General features: G+C 58.1%; 13 protein-coding genes, 1 tRNA gene, 2 rRNA genes and 1 pseudogene (1 of these 17 only partly in view). 4 read left to right on the forward strand and 13 right to left on the reverse strand.

Annotation, left to right across the window (positions count from 1 at the left end):
* Positions 1-83 precede the first annotated feature (83 nt).
* From BA011_RS46125 to BA011_RS15540, 7 genes are all read right to left on the reverse strand, one after another.
* Positions 84-212 (reverse strand): hypothetical protein, encoded by a 129-nt coding sequence (locus tag BA011_RS46125; RefSeq protein ID WP_257785301.1) that lies wholly within the window; start codon positions 210-212, stop codon positions 84-86.
* A gap of 343 nt (positions 213-555) precedes the next feature.
* Entirely contained in the window at positions 556-1,011 is a 456-nt protein-coding gene (locus tag BA011_RS45095) for an ATP-binding protein (RefSeq protein WP_237352484.1), read from the reverse strand.
* A 2-nt stretch (positions 1,012-1,013) separates the two neighbouring features.
* A complete protein-coding gene (locus tag BA011_RS15520; protein WP_237352485.1) occupies positions 1,014-2,087 on the reverse strand; it encodes a HAMP domain-containing protein in 1,074 nt (357 codons plus the stop codon).
* Positions 2,084-2,812, reverse strand: coding sequence for a response regulator (locus tag BA011_RS15525; RefSeq protein WP_026158848.1), 729 nt, complete (start codon positions 2,810-2,812; stop codon positions 2,084-2,086). Before BA011_RS15525 ends, BA011_RS15520 begins: the two co-directional genes overlap by 4 nt.
* Before the next feature lie 677 nt (positions 2,813-3,489).
* Positions 3,490-5,604: a xanthine dehydrogenase family protein molybdopterin-binding subunit gene (locus BA011_RS15530; protein ID WP_065281117.1), complete on the reverse strand. Its 2,115-nt coding sequence runs from the start codon at positions 5,602-5,604 to the stop codon at positions 3,490-3,492.
* Positions 5,604-6,617, reverse strand: a complete 1,014-nt coding sequence (locus tag BA011_RS15535) for an FAD binding domain-containing protein (RefSeq protein WP_065281118.1) — start codon at positions 6,615-6,617, stop codon at positions 5,604-5,606. Before BA011_RS15535 ends, BA011_RS15530 begins: the two co-directional genes overlap by 1 nt.
* A 2-nt stretch (positions 6,618-6,619) precedes the next feature.
* The gene (locus tag BA011_RS15540) at positions 6,620-7,240 is read right to left on the reverse strand and encodes a (2Fe-2S)-binding protein (RefSeq protein WP_065281119.1); all 621 of its coding nucleotides are present in this window, start codon (positions 7,238-7,240) and stop codon (positions 6,620-6,622) included.
* Positions 7,241-7,413: 173 nt separating this feature from the next.
* On the opposite strand from BA011_RS15540, the pseudogene BA011_RS15545 reads away from it, so the two are divergent.
* A pseudogene (locus BA011_RS15545) lies at positions 7,414-8,106 on the forward strand (transposase); the annotation flags it as partial.
* Positions 8,107-8,309: 203 nt separating this feature from the next.
* Here BA011_RS15545 and BA011_RS15550 read toward each other — a convergent pair.
* Together BA011_RS15550 and BA011_RS15555 are read right to left on the reverse strand one after the other, a co-directional pair.
* Positions 8,310-8,900: a type II toxin-antitoxin system VapC family toxin gene (locus BA011_RS15550; RefSeq protein ID WP_065282561.1), complete on the reverse strand. Its 591-nt coding sequence runs from the start codon at positions 8,898-8,900 to the stop codon at positions 8,310-8,312.
* Positions 8,890-9,186, reverse strand: coding sequence for a hypothetical protein (locus tag BA011_RS15555; RefSeq protein ID WP_027663749.1), 297 nt, complete (start codon positions 9,184-9,186; stop codon positions 8,890-8,892). The genes BA011_RS15550 and BA011_RS15555 overlap by 11 nt, the downstream gene beginning before the upstream one ends.
* 443 nt (positions 9,187-9,629) lie before the next feature.
* Between BA011_RS15555 and BA011_RS15560 the strand changes: the two genes are divergently transcribed.
* From BA011_RS15560 to rsgA, 3 genes are all read left to right on the forward strand, one after another.
* Entirely contained in the window at positions 9,630-10,814 is a 1,185-nt protein-coding gene (locus tag BA011_RS15560; protein WP_065281120.1) for an MFS transporter, read from the forward strand.
* A 326-nt stretch (positions 10,815-11,140) separates the two neighbouring features.
* A complete protein-coding gene (locus BA011_RS44325) occupies positions 11,141-11,317 on the forward strand; it encodes a hypothetical protein (protein WP_003549623.1) in 177 nt (58 codons plus the stop codon).
* Between the two features lie 52 nt (positions 11,318-11,369).
* Positions 11,370-12,404: a ribosome small subunit-dependent GTPase A gene (gene rsgA / locus BA011_RS15565; RefSeq protein WP_420493430.1), complete on the forward strand. Its 1,035-nt coding sequence runs from the start codon at positions 11,370-11,372 to the stop codon at positions 12,402-12,404.
* A gap of 84 nt (positions 12,405-12,488) precedes the next feature.
* On the opposite strand, the gene BA011_RS45100 is transcribed toward rsgA, so the two are convergent.
* The 4 genes from BA011_RS45100 to BA011_RS15585 all read right to left on the reverse strand — a co-directional run.
* Positions 12,489-12,737, reverse strand: a complete 249-nt coding sequence (locus BA011_RS45100; protein ID WP_065281122.1) for a hypothetical protein — start codon at positions 12,735-12,737, stop codon at positions 12,489-12,491.
* A gap of 784 nt (positions 12,738-13,521) precedes the next feature.
* Positions 13,522-13,598, reverse strand: a tRNA-Met gene (locus tag BA011_RS15575).
* Between the two features lie 127 nt (positions 13,599-13,725).
* Positions 13,726-13,840: ribosomal RNA gene (rrf, locus tag BA011_RS15580) — 5S ribosomal RNA — on the reverse strand.
* Between the two features lie 263 nt (positions 13,841-14,103).
* Positions 14,104-16,723, reverse strand: a 23S ribosomal RNA gene (locus BA011_RS15585); it runs 321 nt beyond the window's last position.

Raw genomic sequence — 16,723 nt, forward strand, 5'->3', positions numbered from 1 at the left:
GCGATCGGCGGGAACTTAAGCCGGCTCTGTCGCACGGGTGTGCCGAACGCGACTAAAACTGTAACCAAGTGTATCAACCACCATCAGTTGCCCGTCAGGCTCATGAAGGCCGTCAATGAGATGATCGACGCAAATAGAATGATGTCGGCCAACACTCCTTTGGCGATCGCCGAAATGCTGTGTTGTTCGAGCCGGTAGCCGTGGTCTGCCATGACCTTTCCTTTCCATGTTGTTTCCGCATCGGGCGATCGGACCGTGGTCTGAACCGATGCGCTTGAAGCGCAGGGCAGCCACCCGACGATCGTCGACGGGACGATTGAAAGACGCGTGTTGTTCGCGCCTTGTGCTTGATGAGGGGAAGGTAATTCGGCCTTGTCGCAGAGCTTTGCCGCAGACGAGTCAAAATGTAATCAAGTGTCGCAGCATGAGCCGAGAGAACGCGGGACCGCTACGAAAATAGCTGTCAAAGGTGCACTTTCGATCGATATGCATGAGCGTGGATGGTGGCTGCCGGATGCCGAGGATAAGGCGCTGGGGGCGCAACGGCACCGGAATTTAATGTTGCGTCCGCGGCTTTGTCGGCTTCTCAGCAAGGTTCGGGGCACGGAGCCCAATCGACCCGCGCAGGGATTTCCAGTCGCGCCCCTTGGGGACAGCCAGCGTTTCCACACGGCCATCGCGTGGCAGAGAAAGAACGGCCTGCATACCGCCGTCTCCTGTTAGGAAGGAAATGTCACCGCCATGCTGCCTTGCTGCAGCACGCGCAATCGACAGTCCAAGTCCAATCCCGCCGGTGTCGCGGTTGCGCGAAGCCTCGAGCCGGAAAAACGGCGTGAACACCTTTTCCTTCATAAGGTCGGGAATGCCTGGACCGCGGTCTTCGACGACGATGTCGATGGTCGCAGCCGTGTGCCGGATGAAGACCTGTGCCTCTCCGCCATAGCGCACGGCGTTTTCAACGAGATTTCGCACCGCGCGTCTGAGACCATCTGGCCGGCAGCGATAGGTCATTTTCACGCCTTCGACAAAACTGACAGGCTTGCCAAGATCGGACTGGTCATCACAGATGCTTCCAACCAGCGCTTCCAGATCGATGTCGCGCGTTCCTCTTCCGTCGATTCGCCACGCGCAAAAGAAATCGCGGCCTCGGTCATGCCCTGAAGTTCATCGATCGTCGACAGCATTTTTCGCTGGATCTCCTGATCCTGCACGAATTCTGTCCTCAGTCTCAAGGTCGTCAGGGGCGTTCGCAGATCGTGACCGATCGCGGCCAGCATCTTCGTTCTGTCTTCAAGGAAACGGTGCAGCCGACCTTGCATCTTGTTGAAGGCTTCGGCGGTGCGCCGGACCTCTTCCGGTCCTTCTTCCGAAAGCGGCGGCAGGTTTTCTCCCCGCCCCAAGGCTTCGGCCGAGGTCGCAAGATGTCGCAACGGCCTTGATATGCGACTGGCGAAAAACACGCCGAGCAAAGCCAGGATGAGTGCCGTCAGGCTGAGTGAGGCGAGCGACGTGGAGGTCCACCAGCCTCCGGTCTGTCGCATATAGAATGCGGCGTTCAGCCAGGTTCTGTCATCGACCTTGATGACAAGGCCATAGCCCCGCGAGCCGTCGAAATAGACATATTTGATCGGCTGCGGGAGAGCCCAGAGGCTCTGCATCGGGACGCGCCACCCCTCACCGGCGTTTGACGCTGCGACTCTCTTCGGATCAGGGATCTGCGTCTTGGCTGAACCGTCTTGAAAGATCCTGACGAGGTCCACGAAGTTTTCCAGAGGTCGGGAAAACTCGGCAGCAGCCGTCAGGCGCCAGGCGGCGGGGTCTTCGGCTTCACGATCGGTCACCCAAAAGCGCGAGTCCCTCGTCTCGCTCGCAAGCAGAGCCTGCTTTTGATATTCGGGCGGTACGGTTTCCACCAGTCGGGTCAGCGTGCGCGCTCGACTGAGAAATTCGCTCTTGGCTGCAGCGTCGAGCGCTTTGGAATGCTCCTTCCAGGAAATCAGAAACGTCAGCGCCTGGGAAATGATCAAAGCCGCAAGCGTAAACGCAATAAGTTGCGTCGCCAGGCTTCTGTTCCAGAGACGGTTCATTCGAACGCCACCTCGGCAGCCAAGCTGTAGCCGCCGCCCCAATGCGTCTTGATGATCGACGGATTTTTAGGATTCTCTTCGATTTTCTTGCGCAGCCGGCTCACCTGATTGTCGATGCTGCGATCGAAGATGTCGGCCGTCCTGCCGACGGTCAGATCAAGCAGCTGTTCGCGGCTCAGGATCAGGCCGGGCCTTTCGATGAAGACTTTCAGCAGACGGAATTCGGCAGTGCTCAAGGGTATTCCAACGCCGTCGCTACCGGAAATTTCCTGACGTCCCATGTTGACGCGCCACTGGCCGATGCGGACGGCCCGTTGCTGCTGTGTCATGCGCTGCTGTGTCAGCGGATTGCTCGCACGCCGAAGCACCGCTCTGATGCGAGCCAGGAGTTCGCGGGGGTTGAATGGTTTCACGACGTAGTCGTCAGCGCCAAGTTCCAGTCCGATGATACGATCGGTATCTTCGACCAATGCGGTCAGGAAAATAATCGGGATGTCAGTCGCGGCACGCACCTGACGGCACACGCTCAACCCGTCCTCGCCCGGCATCATGACATCGAGGATGATCAGGTCCACCACCTGGCGCTCGCGCTCGAGCAGGCGTCGAAGGGCCGCGCCGCTTTCTGCCACGCTCACCTTGTAGCCTTGCTGCTCGAGATACTGTCGAACCAGATCCCGGATATCGCTGTGATCGTCGACAACCACGACATGCGATGAATTCTGCATCTGCATAACCTCTTGAGCTATTTTTACAGAAGAGAGCGCGGTTCGCATCGAAAAAAGTGTATCAAAGTTTCACAGCGGTTCGGCCAAACCCATTTTCTCACATGTCCTAAAAGGATCTCAAATGGCCGCCTCGGGATCGAACGCCTCCCTTTCGCTTGCCCGGATCACTATGGGACCAGGGCTGTGAACTCAACAGCGTTGTCGTAAAATTGGTGACCGCGCGTGCAATGGAAAGTGGCCGGCATCTGGCAGGAAGCCTGTTTGGCTCGGTGTATCGGACGACGTGACCGATACGGCGAATTCGCTGCAGGCCGTTTGCAAGATGCCCGCGACGTCGACGAGCTCGACTGTCTCTGTCGCATAGTCGTTTCGAGGATAATTCAGGTTCTCGACGAGCAGGCTCTCAATCCGATCGATATCGGAGAGCAGGCGTCCTTCTGACCGCTTTCCCCCATCCGCTCCACGCGCAGTTTCAGCCGCGTCGGCGCCGTGCGCAGATCATGACCAATGCCCGTAGCATGCGGGTGCCTGCTTCGATCATTAGACGGATCCGCCGGCGCATGCCGCCATGGGACAAGTTTCTACATGGGAGCGCCACAACGACAGAGGCGATCCGTCGACCAATACAAACTAGTCATTTGGACCCGCATGACGCAGCGCTTGGCCGCCGACTTTCTTCAAAGGACATCTTCGATGCGGATCGGCAGCTTTCTGACGCGCTTGCCCGTCGCGTGATAAATCGCATTGGCTATCGCAGGAGCGGTGCCAAGCATGACGAGCTCGCCCATTCCCTTGACGCCGACCGAGTTGACCATCGTGTCCGGTTTGTCGATGAAGCCAACGTCGACGTCACCGATGTCGGCATTAACCGCCATCATGTAGTCGGCGAGATCAGCATTGAGGTAGCCGGCAAAACGCGGATCGACGTCTGTCTCCTCGCGAAGCGCCGTGCTGAACCCCCAGACAACGCCGCCATACATCTGTCCACGAGCGGTCACCGGACTGACGACCCGGCCGACATCGGCAATGCTGACCACCCGCGGCATACGGATGCGGCCCGTTCTGGGTTCGATATGAATTTCGACGAACTGAGCGATGTAACTCATTGATGTGAAACCCGGGTATTCAGGGCCCGCACCTGCACGACCCCCGGTTCGAAAGGCTTCAAGAGCGGAGGCATCCTGCCCGGGCGCGAGCTCCGAAACCACCACTTCGATCTGGGGACGTTTCAGGCGCGCCAGTTGCTCATGCAAATTGCCCGCCGGCGGGTTCGGTCCCGCAAGCTCATCAAAGCGGGCGCGCAATGCGGTGACGGCCTTCGCCGTGACAGGGATGATGCTGGCCGTGCCACGCTCGCCAACGGTCATCATCTGCGGACCGACAGTCGTATCCCCAAGCAAAATCTCCAGACGATCGGGGTTGATGTCGAGTCCCTGGATGATCGTGTTTGCGACCGCAGTCCGGATACCCTGGCCCATTTCATGCCCGGACGAAATCACACGTGTCGTGCCGTCCGCACGTACCCGCAGTGTCGTCTCGGCAGCTGACCCCGACGCCCCGAAAATCCCGCATGCGACGCCGTATCCGACCATCGTGCCGTCGTCCAGTCGCATCGATCCCGGTTCAGGTGTTCGCCGGCTCCAGCCGAAGCGCCTTGCACCTTCCCGCAGGCAGTCATTCAGGAAATGCGGCGACAGCGACTGCCCAGCGATGATGTCGTTCTTTGCTTCATGCTCGAGACGAAGTTGAACCGGATCTTTGCCGAGCTTGTAAGCCATCTCGTCGATCAGGCTCTCCAGCGCAAACCCGGCAGGGAACGGATGCGTCCCGCGGGTGTGTCGTGGCATCTGGCGGTCGATATGGATATCGCCGGCCGTCGCTCGAAAATTTTCGATGGCATAAAGACGTGCGATATCCTCATGGTAACCGCTTGAGCGGAATCCGCCGTCAGGGATATTTTCTTGCACCACATCATAGAGGATGGCGTCCAGGCGGCCCTGCGTGTCGGCGGCGAGACGGATATTGTGAATACTGCGCGGCCGGTAGTTGGCGATATGGAACAACTGCCCACGCGGTGTGACCAGCTTAACCGGCCGCCCTGTGAGCCTGGCAGCCTGGGCAACCAACGCGGATTGAAGCTTGGGAGGAGATTTCTGCCCGAACCCACCTCCGACATGTTCGGATTTGACCGCAACCTGGTCCGGAGCAAGGCCTAAGGCCTTAACGAGTGCGCCCTTCGCCGCTTCAATATTTTGACAACCCTCATGGACCGTCAGTCGCCCGTTAGACCATTCCGCGACCGTCCCGAACAATTCCATGGCATTGTGGTGCTGGGTTGGCGTCTCGAAAGTGCCCTCAACGATAACGGCTGCATTTTGAAACGCTTTGTCGACGTCGCCTGTACTGAACCCTTCTGCTGGAACGCGTTGAGCACCGGGGCTGGTCATCAAGGGTAGGAATGGCGCCGCTTCGTAGCCAGCAGACACGGCTTCAGCACCCTCGATCGCGGCCTCGATCGTCTCAGCGACAACCAATGCGATTGGCTGCCCACGAAACGATATTTGTGGACGAAGTGAGGGAAAATCGCCGATGGACAGGACATGAACGACACCGGGGATTTTGGTCGCGGCGGTGACGTCAACTTTTGTGACTTTGCCTTTCGCAATGGTGGCAGGGGCCAGCATCGCATGCAGCATGCCGGGCAGCCTGATATCGGCTGCGTACGTCGTGCGGCCCTGTACCTTATCCCTGGCGTCGACGCGGGCGATTTCTGAGAAGGTTTGTGACGGCATCACGCGCTCCTTTCCGCGGCAATCATCAAGGCATCGGCAACAACCCGGGCCCCCAGATCGGACTTGAAGGCGTTGTGCTGGCCCGGACGCGCATCCTTGAATGCGGCCCGGCCGGCTTCAAGTGCGAACTCGGGCGTCAATTGCTTGCCGCGCAGCGTCTCTTCGGCACTCTGCGCTCGCCATGGAATCGTTGCGACCCCGCCAAGTGCAATGCGCGCCGTTCGGACATTGGCTCCTTCCATTTCAACCACGACTGCGGCGGATGCCACCGCGAACGCAAAACTCTCCCGATCGCGGATCTTGTGATAAGTCGAGGAACGGCTTGGCGCTTTCGGGACGGTAATGGCCGTGATCAATTCGGCTGGGGCTATATTGAATTCCAGATGTGGCGTATCGCCGGGCAGCCTGTAGAAGTCCGAAATCGGAACAGTGCGCGTTCCTGCGGGTCCATGAATTTCGACCGATGCGCCCATCGCCGTCAATGCCACTGGCCAGTCTCCTGGTGAGACCGCGATACACGCGTCACTCACGCCAAGGATCGCATGGCCTCGGTCCAATCCGCCGATTGCCGCGCAACCGGAACCGGGGACACGCTTGTTGCAGGGGTACACGCCGACTGTAGACAGTGACCCGGCGCCGTTGCGGAAATAGGGACAGCGGGTTCGCTGAAGCAGGTTGCCGCCAACTGTGGCCATATTGCGCAGCTGCTGCGAGGCTGCTTTCAGCAAGCTCTCAGACAGGATGGGATATCCTTCCTGCACTGCCGGCGTGTAAGCAACGTCGCTCATCAGCGCCAAGGCACCGAACCGCAGTACGTCGCCGTCGGTGTCGATCGTGTCGAGGCCCATGATGCCGGTAACGTCGATAAGATGCGCTGGCCGCTCCACGCCGAGCTTCATCAGATCATAGAGCGTTGTGCCGCCGGCGATGTAGCGCGCGTCTAGGCCGACCGCAGCAAAGGCTTCGACGGCTGCTTCGAGGCTGTCCGCCCGGGTGTAATCGATAGCTCGCATCTTCAGCCCTCCTTCGAATTGGCTGCCACATCTTCGATGGCAGCGACGATTCCGGCATACGCACCGCAACGACAGATGTTTCCACTCATGAATTCGCGGATCGAGGCTTTGTCCGTTGCATGGCCGTGTCGAACGCATGCGACGGCGGACATGATCTGGCCCGGCGTGCAGTATCCGCACTGCAATGCATCGTGATCGATGAAGGCGGTCTGCATCGGATGAAGTGTATCTCCGTCGGCCAGCCCTTCGATGGTCATCACCTGACGTCCGTCCACCTTCGCCGCAAGCGTCAGACAGGACACTACGGTTCGGCCGTCGAGGTGCACCGTGCATGCACCGCACTGGCCATGATCGCAGCCTTTTTTTGTTCCCGAGAAGCCCACGCGCTCGCGCAGCAGGTCAAGAAGCGATGCGCGTGAGTCAATATCAAGAGCGACGGCCCGTCCATTCACCGTCGTCGAAACGAAGAGAGTTGTGCCCGTTTCATTCGAAACGGAAATTTCCTGGGCGGCAGCGGATTGCAGTGGAAGCATCGTAGCGACTGCAACGCCGGCACCGGTGCCAAGGACGGCTCGACGCGTCACACCAACGCCTTGAGAATCTGCGGGACTTTGCTCTGCCATTTATGCTCTCCTCCTGGACTTTCAAACCAATGTCTGGACGCGGCGGTTACTCGCCAGGAATAGCTCATCGCTGTCGCACAACTGTGCCGCTGCATGGGGAATTTGTCGCAAACTGTCGCAAATTCGCGCGGGCAGCAGATCTAGCAGGCTGCTGCAAAACCCTCGGGTTTTTGGGAGCGATGCTGAAGGCATTCGCCTCGATGAAGAGCTTTCGCGCCAAGGATGGCTCAGGTGACGACCATGGCGAGCCACCGGAGGGCGGGCGCAATGGCGAGCGTGACTTCCGCAAGGAGAAGCGCTCGAACGAGACGCACGCCTCGACCACCGACCCGGATGCCCGGCTCTATCGTAAGAGCAAGGGCCAGGAGAGCCGGCTGGCCTGTCTGGGGCATGCGCTGATGGAGAACCGCAATGGACTTGTGGTCGACGGTACGGTGACGCATGCCACCGGCACGGCCGAGCGGGAGGCGGCCACCAAACTGAGCGAGGGTCTCGGCGAAGGGGTGACGTTGGGTGCCGACAAGGCCTACGACGTGGAAGCCTTTGTCGAAGAGTTGAAGGCGCGCAAGATCGTGCCGCATGTGGCGATCAACGGGACGGTGATCAAGACGGGCAAGGTGCGCAAGACGGCGGTGCCGCCGCAGGTGGCGCAAAGCGCCGGCTATGCGATCAGCCTGCGTTGCCGCAAGCGGATCGAGGAAGTCTTTGGCTGGGTCAAGACGACCGGCGGTCTCTCACAGCTCAAGGTGCGCGGACTGGACAAGGTGAAGGCGGTCTTCACTTTCGCCCTTGCCGCCTACAACATCATTCGTCTTCCGAAATTGATCGGATCGACGGGCGAAGTGTGTCTTGTGGGAGGCAAATAGGCCAATATGATCAGGATATCGCCTGCGGCCAGCTCAAATCCGGCCGATATCCGGGGAGCTGTTTCGGTGGCGTGGCAGCTTTACGGCGCTCGTTGGCAGGATCCCGGCCCCCAAGCGAATTGAATGTCCCTCTGGAACTGGCAAGCTTGAAGCGAGCGATGATTGATCGTCCGCTCCGGCGACCGAGGGTGAGAGTTCGGCGTTCATGATGATCGCGCCTCCACTGGGGCTCGATAGAGGATGACCCGACCGGTCGGTATGATCTGTGAGAGGAAATCAAAGTCGCGAACATTGCCAGTCAGCACGCTCGCACCCAGCTGCCGTGCCTGCAAGAAAACCATGGCGTCATTGACGAAGCGGCGCTCATGTCCCTCCCCCTTTGGCAGGTTGCTCAAGCGAAAGAGCAGACCCGCCAACACGCCGGCATGTCCCCAGATGGCTGCCTCTGGGGCGTGAAGTCGGTGTTCCGGAATGTCTTCGATCGTCGCCGCGACCGTTTCGAGCACCGCCTTTGTAGAGGCGTGCTTGGGGTCCAGTCGGCCGAAGGCATGGGTCAGCTCAGACAGGCAGACCGCCGAATGGTGGCATAGGCGATACGTAATCAGCCTATCGACCTCCATCGGCGAGCGCCCTTGAAGCACATCCAGATAGACGCTGGTATCCAGGAACAGAGGCCCTCCGATTGCCGGTTGGTCAGCAACCCAAGGAAGGTCTTCGTCGGGCCTGCGCTCAAGCGTCCCGACGTGCTTCTGGGGCTTTAGTGATCGGAGGGTTTCAGAGAGATCAAATCCCAACATCGATGTCCGTCGGGATGCGGCCCTTGCGGCCCACCAGACGCGCGCCAAAGTCGTCTTCGAGAGCCAGCCGAGAAAGCGCCAATTCCAGCAGCTCGGTGTCGGAGGTAACATGGGCACGCTTCTTGGCTGCCTCGATCAACTCCGACGGCACTCGCCCCGACAAGCGGGTATTCTTCGCCGTGCCAAGGAGACCGACCGCCTTCGCTTGCTCGAGTACGAGCTTATTGCGGGCCAACGCGACTTTCGCTTCGCGTTCCGCAGCAGTTCGTGGTTGGGTACCCATGAGATTCTCCTGTGTTGAACAGAATATAGGTTGCGTTGAACGGGAAGGCAAGGTTCAAGAGCGGTAAGCAGGCGATCCTGGCGTTCGCGGCAAACCACCATGGGAATGACGACGGGGACATTGGTGGATTCTCTGGGGCTGGCGGCTCGGCGGCGCAGAGTTCAACCTTGTTGATGCAGAAAGCGATCTGTAATCTCAAGTGACGGAACTGTATCTGCCGGCGAAGGGAAGCTCGCGTTCAGAATCGCGGCGGCGCAGTTTGCAAGCTTGATCAAACGGCACGCGCACGTCACCGCGGCTAGGCAAATCGCGCCGGTCCCCAAGATCACCTTCTCCGAAGCATTCCCTCAAAAACAAGTTTCGATCTTAGGCCCTGTGAGATAGACATCACCGGTCCATGCGCGCGTGTTTTGCTTCGACGCGTCAATCCCCGGAGTTGCATCATGAAAATCGCGCCGCAGCAGCGGATCTATGTCTGCTTCTTTCTCTTCGCTGTGTCGCTGGGGGCGCTGCTGTCGAGGATGCCGGATTTGCAGGTTGCGCTTGGCGTCAATAAGTCCGAGCTTGGGTTAACGCTGATAGGGGCTGCGATCGGCGCCCTGATTTCGTTGACTTTATCTTCGCCCTTGATCGCCCGGCTCGGCGCGCGGACGACGGCGTTCATTACTGTTCTCGGCACGGCTGCGCTGCTATCGCTGGTGCCGTGGATCGGTGCGGCGCCGGTCGTGTTCTGTGTGCTCTTCATCGAAGGGCTGCTCGCCGGGGCGCTGGAGATCAATCTCAATGTTGAGATCGACCGCATCGAAGCGCAGCTAGGGCGCGGCGTGATGAACAGGGCGCATGGTTTCTGGAGTCTCGGCTTCTTCGTCACGGCGCTTGTCTCCTCAGTCGTCCGCCAAGCCGGCATTTCGATGGAACTCCATCTCGCCGTGACCTTTGTCGCGGTTCTTGTCATCGGCATCTGGGCGATTTCCGGCATGCGGAGTGCGCCGGCGCGGATCGCGTTGCATGAAGGTAAGGCACCGCTGGTAGCGCTGCCCACCTGGGGCCTAATGCCGCTCTGCGTGATCGGCATCGCCGCCTTTCTCGTCGAGGGTGCCGGGATCGACTGGTCGGCGATCTATATGCGCGATGTGTTTTCGGTCGAGCCCTTCATTGGCGGACTGGGATTGACGCTCTTTACCCTCTGTATGGCGCTGGCGCGCCTGTTCGTCGATCCGCTGGTCGATCGGTTTGGCGCGCGGGCCGTCGCCACGATCTTGCTTGTTCTTTCGGCTATCGGCATCTGCGCCGTGTCGGGGGCGCCGCATCCCTATGTCGCGCTGGCGGGCTTTGCCTTGATGGGCGCCGGCTGCAGCGCGGTCTATCCTCTGGCCGTCTCGGCGGCGGCCCAGCGCACAGATCGCGCGGCGCATCTCAACGTCGCCGCCCTCGGCCAGATGAGCTTCGTCGTTTTCTTCCTGGCGCCGCCGCTCCTCGGTCTCATTGCCGAACATGCTGGCATCCGTATATCCTATCTCGTCTGCCTTCCGCTGGTCATTTACGCGTTCTTTTCGGCAAAGGCGCTTGCCACGCGCCGGGCCGCCGGCGGCGGTAGCGCTGCGACTGCTCGCAGCGTCAACGGGTGACGGATTGCTCTGCCGGTTTCCGGCCGCTCGATTGGTTCAGCGCAAGGGCCACACGAGCACGTCGTAGCGGCATGCATGGTGTTTTCCCTAAGCCTTGCGAGATTGTCCCGCGTTCTGGTCGGGGGAGATCGCCATCGTGCGCCATTGATCACGTGTAAACCAGCCTGGCGGTGGCTCTTTGTCGAATTTGCAGATGAACGACAGCCTTGAGCGGGATCGAACCGGCGTTGGCTAATCGTGAAGCACCTGATAGGTCATAGGTCGCCGAGTATGAGGTCTTGGCATCATCTTCAGAGAGAACCTCGGACCGGACTGGAGAGCTTTTGATGGGCTGGAAAACACCGAAAATCGAATACGTGAATGGCTATAAGATCGTTGAAGTTGAAGGGCCTGCCTTCAAAGTCTACGATGGCGACCGTCAGCTCGGGGACGATTTCCCCTACCCCGGCGAAGCTGCTGCTTACGCAACCTCGTTGCCAAAACGGGATCATCCACGCAGCTAGGCGAAAGCCACGGAAGATCATTCAAAAACCCTTTGTGGCAGCCGTACTGAAAATGGAACAAGATTTGACCAGCTCCCAACTTTCTTCACCGCTGGAACTGCTTGGGTGGTCTGAATTCTTCGCGGATCAGGTCCAGCCCAGCGAAGCGGACTTGATCCCCCGACGCGTCGCTTCGGTTCACCGGGCACGCATCGAGGCAATCGATGTCACCGGGCCGGTCGGACTGGAATTTCCATCCAATACCAGTACTGGTGACTACGCGGTCGGCGACTGGGTTCTGGCCGATGCACTGACTGACATGCTCATCAGACGTCTCGACCGAAAAAGCGTCTTTCAACGACGCCCGGAAGGCGGGCGTGGCCAGCAACTTGTTGCCGCCAACATCGACACCCTGTTGATCGTGACCTCGTGCAATGCCGATTTTAATCTTGCTCGGCTGGAACGTTACCTGATCATGGCCAACCAGGCCGGGAGCAATCCGGTGATTGTGCTGACGAAGGCTGACACCGCGGAAGATGCCAGCATGTTCCAGGCGCAAGCCGAGACCTTGCAACGCGATCTGCCTGTCATTGCCTTGAATGGGCGCTCCGCGGACGCCGTTTCCCTGTTAAGGCCCTGGTGCGGCGTTGGCCAGACGGTTGCGCTGGTGGGATCTTCTGGTGTCGGAAAATCAACGCTGGTGAACACCATGACCGGGCTTGAATCTGACACAAAGCAAAAGACAGGCACCATCCGCGAATATGACGCGCAGGGCCGACACACCACCACGGCGCGATCCCTGCATGCAATTTCAGGCGGCGGCTGGGTCATCGATACGCCGGGAATAAGAACGCTTTACGTGAGTGATGTTGCCGACGGTATAGACACCCTCTTTGCTGAAATAACTGAACTGGCGCCGCTGTGCCGCTTTCGCGATTGCACCCATGCCCATGAACCTGGGTGCGCGGTCCAGGCAGCTGTCGCAAGCGGTGCCCTGGGCGTCGATCGCCTCGAACGCTGGCGGAGCCTGCTTGCCGAAAACAGCGACCGAACACCGGTCGTGAGCGGACCCCGCGGCAACAAGATCGTTCGCAAGAAGAAATATTGAAAGTGTTGAATGTCTGCGACGGTGCTCACCGCCGTCAGCCATGATCGGCCACCTGAATTGGCTGGGCTGGGGAAGCGTGAGCGCTCAATGATTGGGATTGCGGTCAAGAAGAAGACCCTGCAAGCGGCCGCTCCCGCTTGTGAGGGATATGTCTTTGAACAACCGCGATATGAGGCGCGGTTGCAATCCTTGCCTCTCATCGATGAGGAGGAATGACATCCTCTTTATCTCGATCGTGATCACGCCTGCATTGTCATGGCGACGATAATTCCCGGAATCCATCGCATGGAATCCATTTTCCACCGCCCAGGCGGCTATCATATCCGCGTTCATCAAGGTCCTGCTTTAGGAGATGCGGACGTGCTGTCTCTAGCTGTCCCGCTCGCGCAAATCGCTTCGCAGTCTTACGGATACCGCAGCTGAATCGCTCTAATCCAGCCAAATCCGTCCAAGATGACAGTTCCCGCTCAGGTGTTGCGAGAAAGACTCGAATCAATCGTTGCAAATCGGTATGACTCAGCCGAGGCCTGCCCGTTTAATGCTCTTGAAGGGGCGTGAACCGGCGACGCCTTAACCAGGATAAGCCGCTGATGTGCAACCCTTATTTATGGAACATTTGGTTCGAGTAAGCCTCCCAACCCCAGCTCCCCACCGACCTGGGAAGCGCGGCGCTTGGCTAATACCGCTTTTCGAACTAGCGAAGCTTTTTTCCGCCAGCGATAAGAAGGTAGATGCTGATCTTTAAGAGGGATTTGGTTTCGGTTTCAGGCTTTGCCCCGTTCGGGTCTTAAAACAGTCCACTGGACTGTTTTATCGGGCGGGCCCGATCGACCGCTCACCCTTCAGGTTATGGTCCGCAGGACGAGGAGCTACCGTCGCCAGCGAAGATGAAGTCTTCGCGCCAGCGATATTGCTCTTTTCTGGAACGCAAAAAGCCCGCACGAGGCGGGCTTTTTGCGTATTGTTTTTATGGGAAGATTTGGTTGCGGGGGCAGGATTTGTAGTTTTCTGTCCCGCTGCGTCGGCTACGCCTTCTTGCGGGCCCCTGAAGAGGCGTTAACTCCTCGATCCGTTACCAGATACGACAAAGCCCGCACGGGGCGGACTTTGTCGTATTTGGTTGCGGGGGCAGGATTTGAACCTGCGGCCTTCAGGTTATGAGCCTGACGAGCTACCGGGCTGCTCCACCCCGCGCCAGCGCAAATCCGTGGGATTTGCTTATGTATTCTAACACAAAAGGCCGCTTGTGAGCGGCCCTTTTGTCTCGGCTTTGGGCCGTTTTTGTGATGAGAAGATTGTTTTACATAGTTGCGTTTTGCAGACCTGGCAGCGACCTACTCTCCCGCGTCTTAAGACGAAGTACCATGGGCGCAGGGGCGTTTCACGGCCGTGTTCGGAAAGGGAACGGGTGCAGCCACCCCGCCATAACCACCAGGTCGGCAAAGCGCAACTATATGTTTTGAGAAGCTGGGTTTGTTTTGAGCGAATAGGGAGTAGCGAATAGCGAATAGCGCTATTTGGTTCTCTTTCGCTGGTTTTGAACACGTCTTTGGATCTTTTCCGGCTGCGGGTGCTTGTGGCACCCATACAGGCCAGCGGCCGTCGCCAATCGTTTGGCGGGCCGTCCGCAGCGCCATTGGCGCGTCAGGACAAAAGGTCTGGCACATCGAACTTTGTTCGATGAGCATAGTCAATGAGAACGATCAAGCCGATCGAGCTATTAGTACCGGTAAGCTTCATGCGTTGCCGCACTTCCACACCCGGCCTATCAACGTGGTCGTCTTCCACGGCTCTGATAGGGAATACTCGTTTTCAGGTGGGTTTCCCGCTTAGATGCCTTCAGCGGTTATCCCGTCCATATGTAGCTACCCTGCTATGCCCTTGGCAGGACAACAGGTCCACCAGAGATATGTCCATCCCGGTCCTCTCGTACTAGGGACAGATCCTGTCAATATTCCTACACCCACGGCAGATAGGGACCGAACTGTCTCACGACGTTCTGAACCCAGCTCACGTACCGCTTTAATTGGCGAACAGCCAAACCCTTGGGACCTGCTCCAGCCCCAGGATGCGATGAGCCGACATCGAGGTGCCAAACAACCCCGTCGATATGGACTCTTGGGGGTCATCAGCCTGTTATCCCCGGCGTACCTTTTATCCGTTGAGCGATGGCCCTTCCACGCGGGACCACCGGATCACTATGACCGACTTTCGTCTCTGCTCGACTTGTCAGTCTCGCAGTCAGGCGGGCTTATGCCATTGCACTCGACGACCGATTTCCGACCGGTCTGAGCCCACCATCGCGCGCCTCCGTTACTCTTTCGGAGGCGACCGCCCCAGTCAAACTACCCACCATACACTGTCCCGGACCCGGATGACGGGCCGCGGTTAGACATCCATGACGATAAGGGTGGTATTTCAAGGATGGCTCCACGGAAACTGGCGTCCCCGCTTCAAAGCCTACCACCTATCCTACACATGCCGACACGAATGCCAGTGTAAAGCTATAGTAAAGGTGCACGGGGTCTTTCCGTCTGACCGCAGGAACCCCGCATCTTCACGGGGAATTCAATTTCACTGAGTCTATGTTGGAGACAGCGGGGAAGTCGTTACGCCATTCGTGCAGGTCGGAACTTACCCGACAAGGAATTTCGCTACCTTAGGACCGTTATAGTTACGGCCGCCGTTTACTGGGGCTTCGATTCAAAGCTTGCACCTCTCCTCTTAACCTTCCAGCACCGGGCAGGCGTCAGACCCTATACGTCGTCTTGCGACTTCGCAGAGCCCTGTGTTTTTGATAAACAGTCGCTACCCCCTGGTCTGTGCCACCCCATCATACTTGCGTAAAATGGGGTCACGCTTCTTCCGAAGTTACGCGTGCAATTTGCCGAGTTCCTTCAACATAGTTCTCTCAAGCGCCTTGGTATACTCTACCTGACCACCTGTGTCGGTTTCGGGTACGGTCTATACGGTGGAGCTATTTCCTGGAACCGCTCCGCTGCCCATCCAATCCAATTAGAATGAACAACTTGTGCAATCCGTCACTACCACCAGGCCCACGAATATTAACGTGGTTCCCATCGACTACGCATTTCTGCCTCGCCTTAGGGGCCGGCTAACCCTGCTCAGATTAACTTTAAGCAGGAACCCTTGGTCTTTCGGCGAGAGGGTCTCTCACCCTCTTTATCGTTACTCATGTCAACATTCGCACTTCCGATACCTCCAGGAGCCCTCACAGGTCTCCCTTCATCAGCTTACGGAACGCTCCGCTACCACGTGTATTGCTACACATCCTCAGCTTCGGTGCATGGCTTCAGCCCCGTTACATTTTCGGCGCAAAGACCCTTATTTAGACCAGTGAGCTGTTACGCTTTCTTTAAATGATGGCTGCTTCTAAGCCAACATCCTGGTTGTTTTGGGATCCTCACATCCTTTCCCACTTAGCCATGACTTGGGGACCTTAGCTGGAGGTTAGGGTTGTTGCCCTTTTCACGACGGACGTTAGCACCCGCCGTGTGTCTGCCGAGTAGTACTCCCCGGTATTCGGAGTTTGGTTAGGATCAGTAAGACGGTGAGTCCCCATAGCCCATCCAGTGCTCTACCCCCGGGGGTATTCGCTCGACGCTCTACCTAAATAGATTTCGCGGAGAACCAGCTATTTCCGAGTTTGATTGGCCTTTCACCCCTAGCCACAAGTCATCCCAATCTATTGCAACAGATGCGGGTTCGGTCCTCCAGTTGGTGTTACCCAACCTTCAACCTGCTCATGGCTAGATCACTCGGTTTCGGGTCTAATGCAACAAACTATATCGCCCTATTCAGACTCGCTTTCGCTGCGCCTACACCTACCGGCTTAAGCTTGCTTGTTACACTAAGTCGTTGACCCATTATACAAAAGGTACGCCGTCACCCTTTCAGGCTCCGACTGTTTGTAGGCATCCGGTTTCAGGTTCTATTTCACTCCCCTTGTCGGGGTGCTTTTCACCTTTCCCTCACGGTACTTGTTCGCTATCGGTCATGCACGAGTACTTAGGCTTGGAGAGTGGTCTCCCCATGTTCAGACAGGATTTCTCGTGTCCCGCCCTACTCTAGGACAATCATGATATCTACGCGTACGGGGCTGTCACCCACTACGGCCGCACTTTCCAGAGCGTTCCACTTTAATCACAATTGCCACTGGCCTGGTCCGCGTTCGCTCGCCACTACTTGCGGAGTCTCGGTTGATGTCCTTTCCTGCAGGTACTTAGATGTTTCAGTTCCCTGCGTTCGCTTCTTACACCCTATGTATTCAGGTGTAGATACCTTATCACAATACCTAG

It is taken from the genome of Rhizobium leguminosarum (assembly GCF_001679785.1).
GTDB lineage: Bacteria > Pseudomonadota > Alphaproteobacteria > Rhizobiales > Rhizobiaceae > Rhizobium > Rhizobium leguminosarum_R.

Bases quoted from the DNA above. Each gene is read 5' to 3' on its own strand.
- BA011_RS46125 (WP_257785301.1), bottom strand. From the start codon at position 212: ATGGCAGACCACGGCTACCGGCTCGAACAACACAGCATTTCGGCGATC.
- BA011_RS45095 (WP_237352484.1), bottom strand. From the start codon at position 1,011: ATGACCTATCGCTGCCGGCCAGATGGTCTCAGACGCGCGGTGCGAAAT.
- BA011_RS15520 (WP_237352485.1), bottom strand. From the start codon at position 2,087: ATGAACCGTCTCTGGAACAGAAGCCTGGCGACGCAACTTATTGCGTTT.
- BA011_RS15525 (WP_026158848.1), bottom strand. From the start codon at position 2,812: ATGCAGAATTCATCGCATGTCGTGGTTGTCGACGATCACAGCGATATC.
- BA011_RS15530 (WP_065281117.1), bottom strand. From the start codon at position 5,604: ATGCCGTCACAAACCTTCTCAGAAATCGCCCGCGTCGACGCCAGGGAT.
- BA011_RS15535 (WP_065281118.1), bottom strand. From the start codon at position 6,617: ATGCGAGCTATCGATTACACCCGGGCGGACAGCCTCGAAGCAGCCGTC.
- BA011_RS15540 (WP_065281119.1), bottom strand. From the start codon at position 7,240: ATGGCAGAGCAAAGTCCCGCAGATTCTCAAGGCGTTGGTGTGACGCGT.
- BA011_RS15555 (WP_027663749.1), bottom strand. From the start codon at position 9,186: ATGGGTACCCAACCACGAACTGCTGCGGAACGCGAAGCGAAAGTCGCG.
- BA011_RS15560 (WP_065281120.1), top strand. From the start codon at position 9,630: ATGAAAATCGCGCCGCAGCAGCGGATCTATGTCTGCTTCTTTCTCTTC.
- BA011_RS44325 (WP_003549623.1), top strand. From the start codon at position 11,141: ATGGGCTGGAAAACACCGAAAATCGAATACGTGAATGGCTATAAGATC.
- rsgA (WP_420493430.1), top strand. From the start codon at position 11,370: ATGGAACAAGATTTGACCAGCTCCCAACTTTCTTCACCGCTGGAACTG.
- BA011_RS45100 (WP_065281122.1), bottom strand. From the start codon at position 12,737: ATGAACGCGGATATGATAGCCGCCTGGGCGGTGGAAAATGGATTCCAT.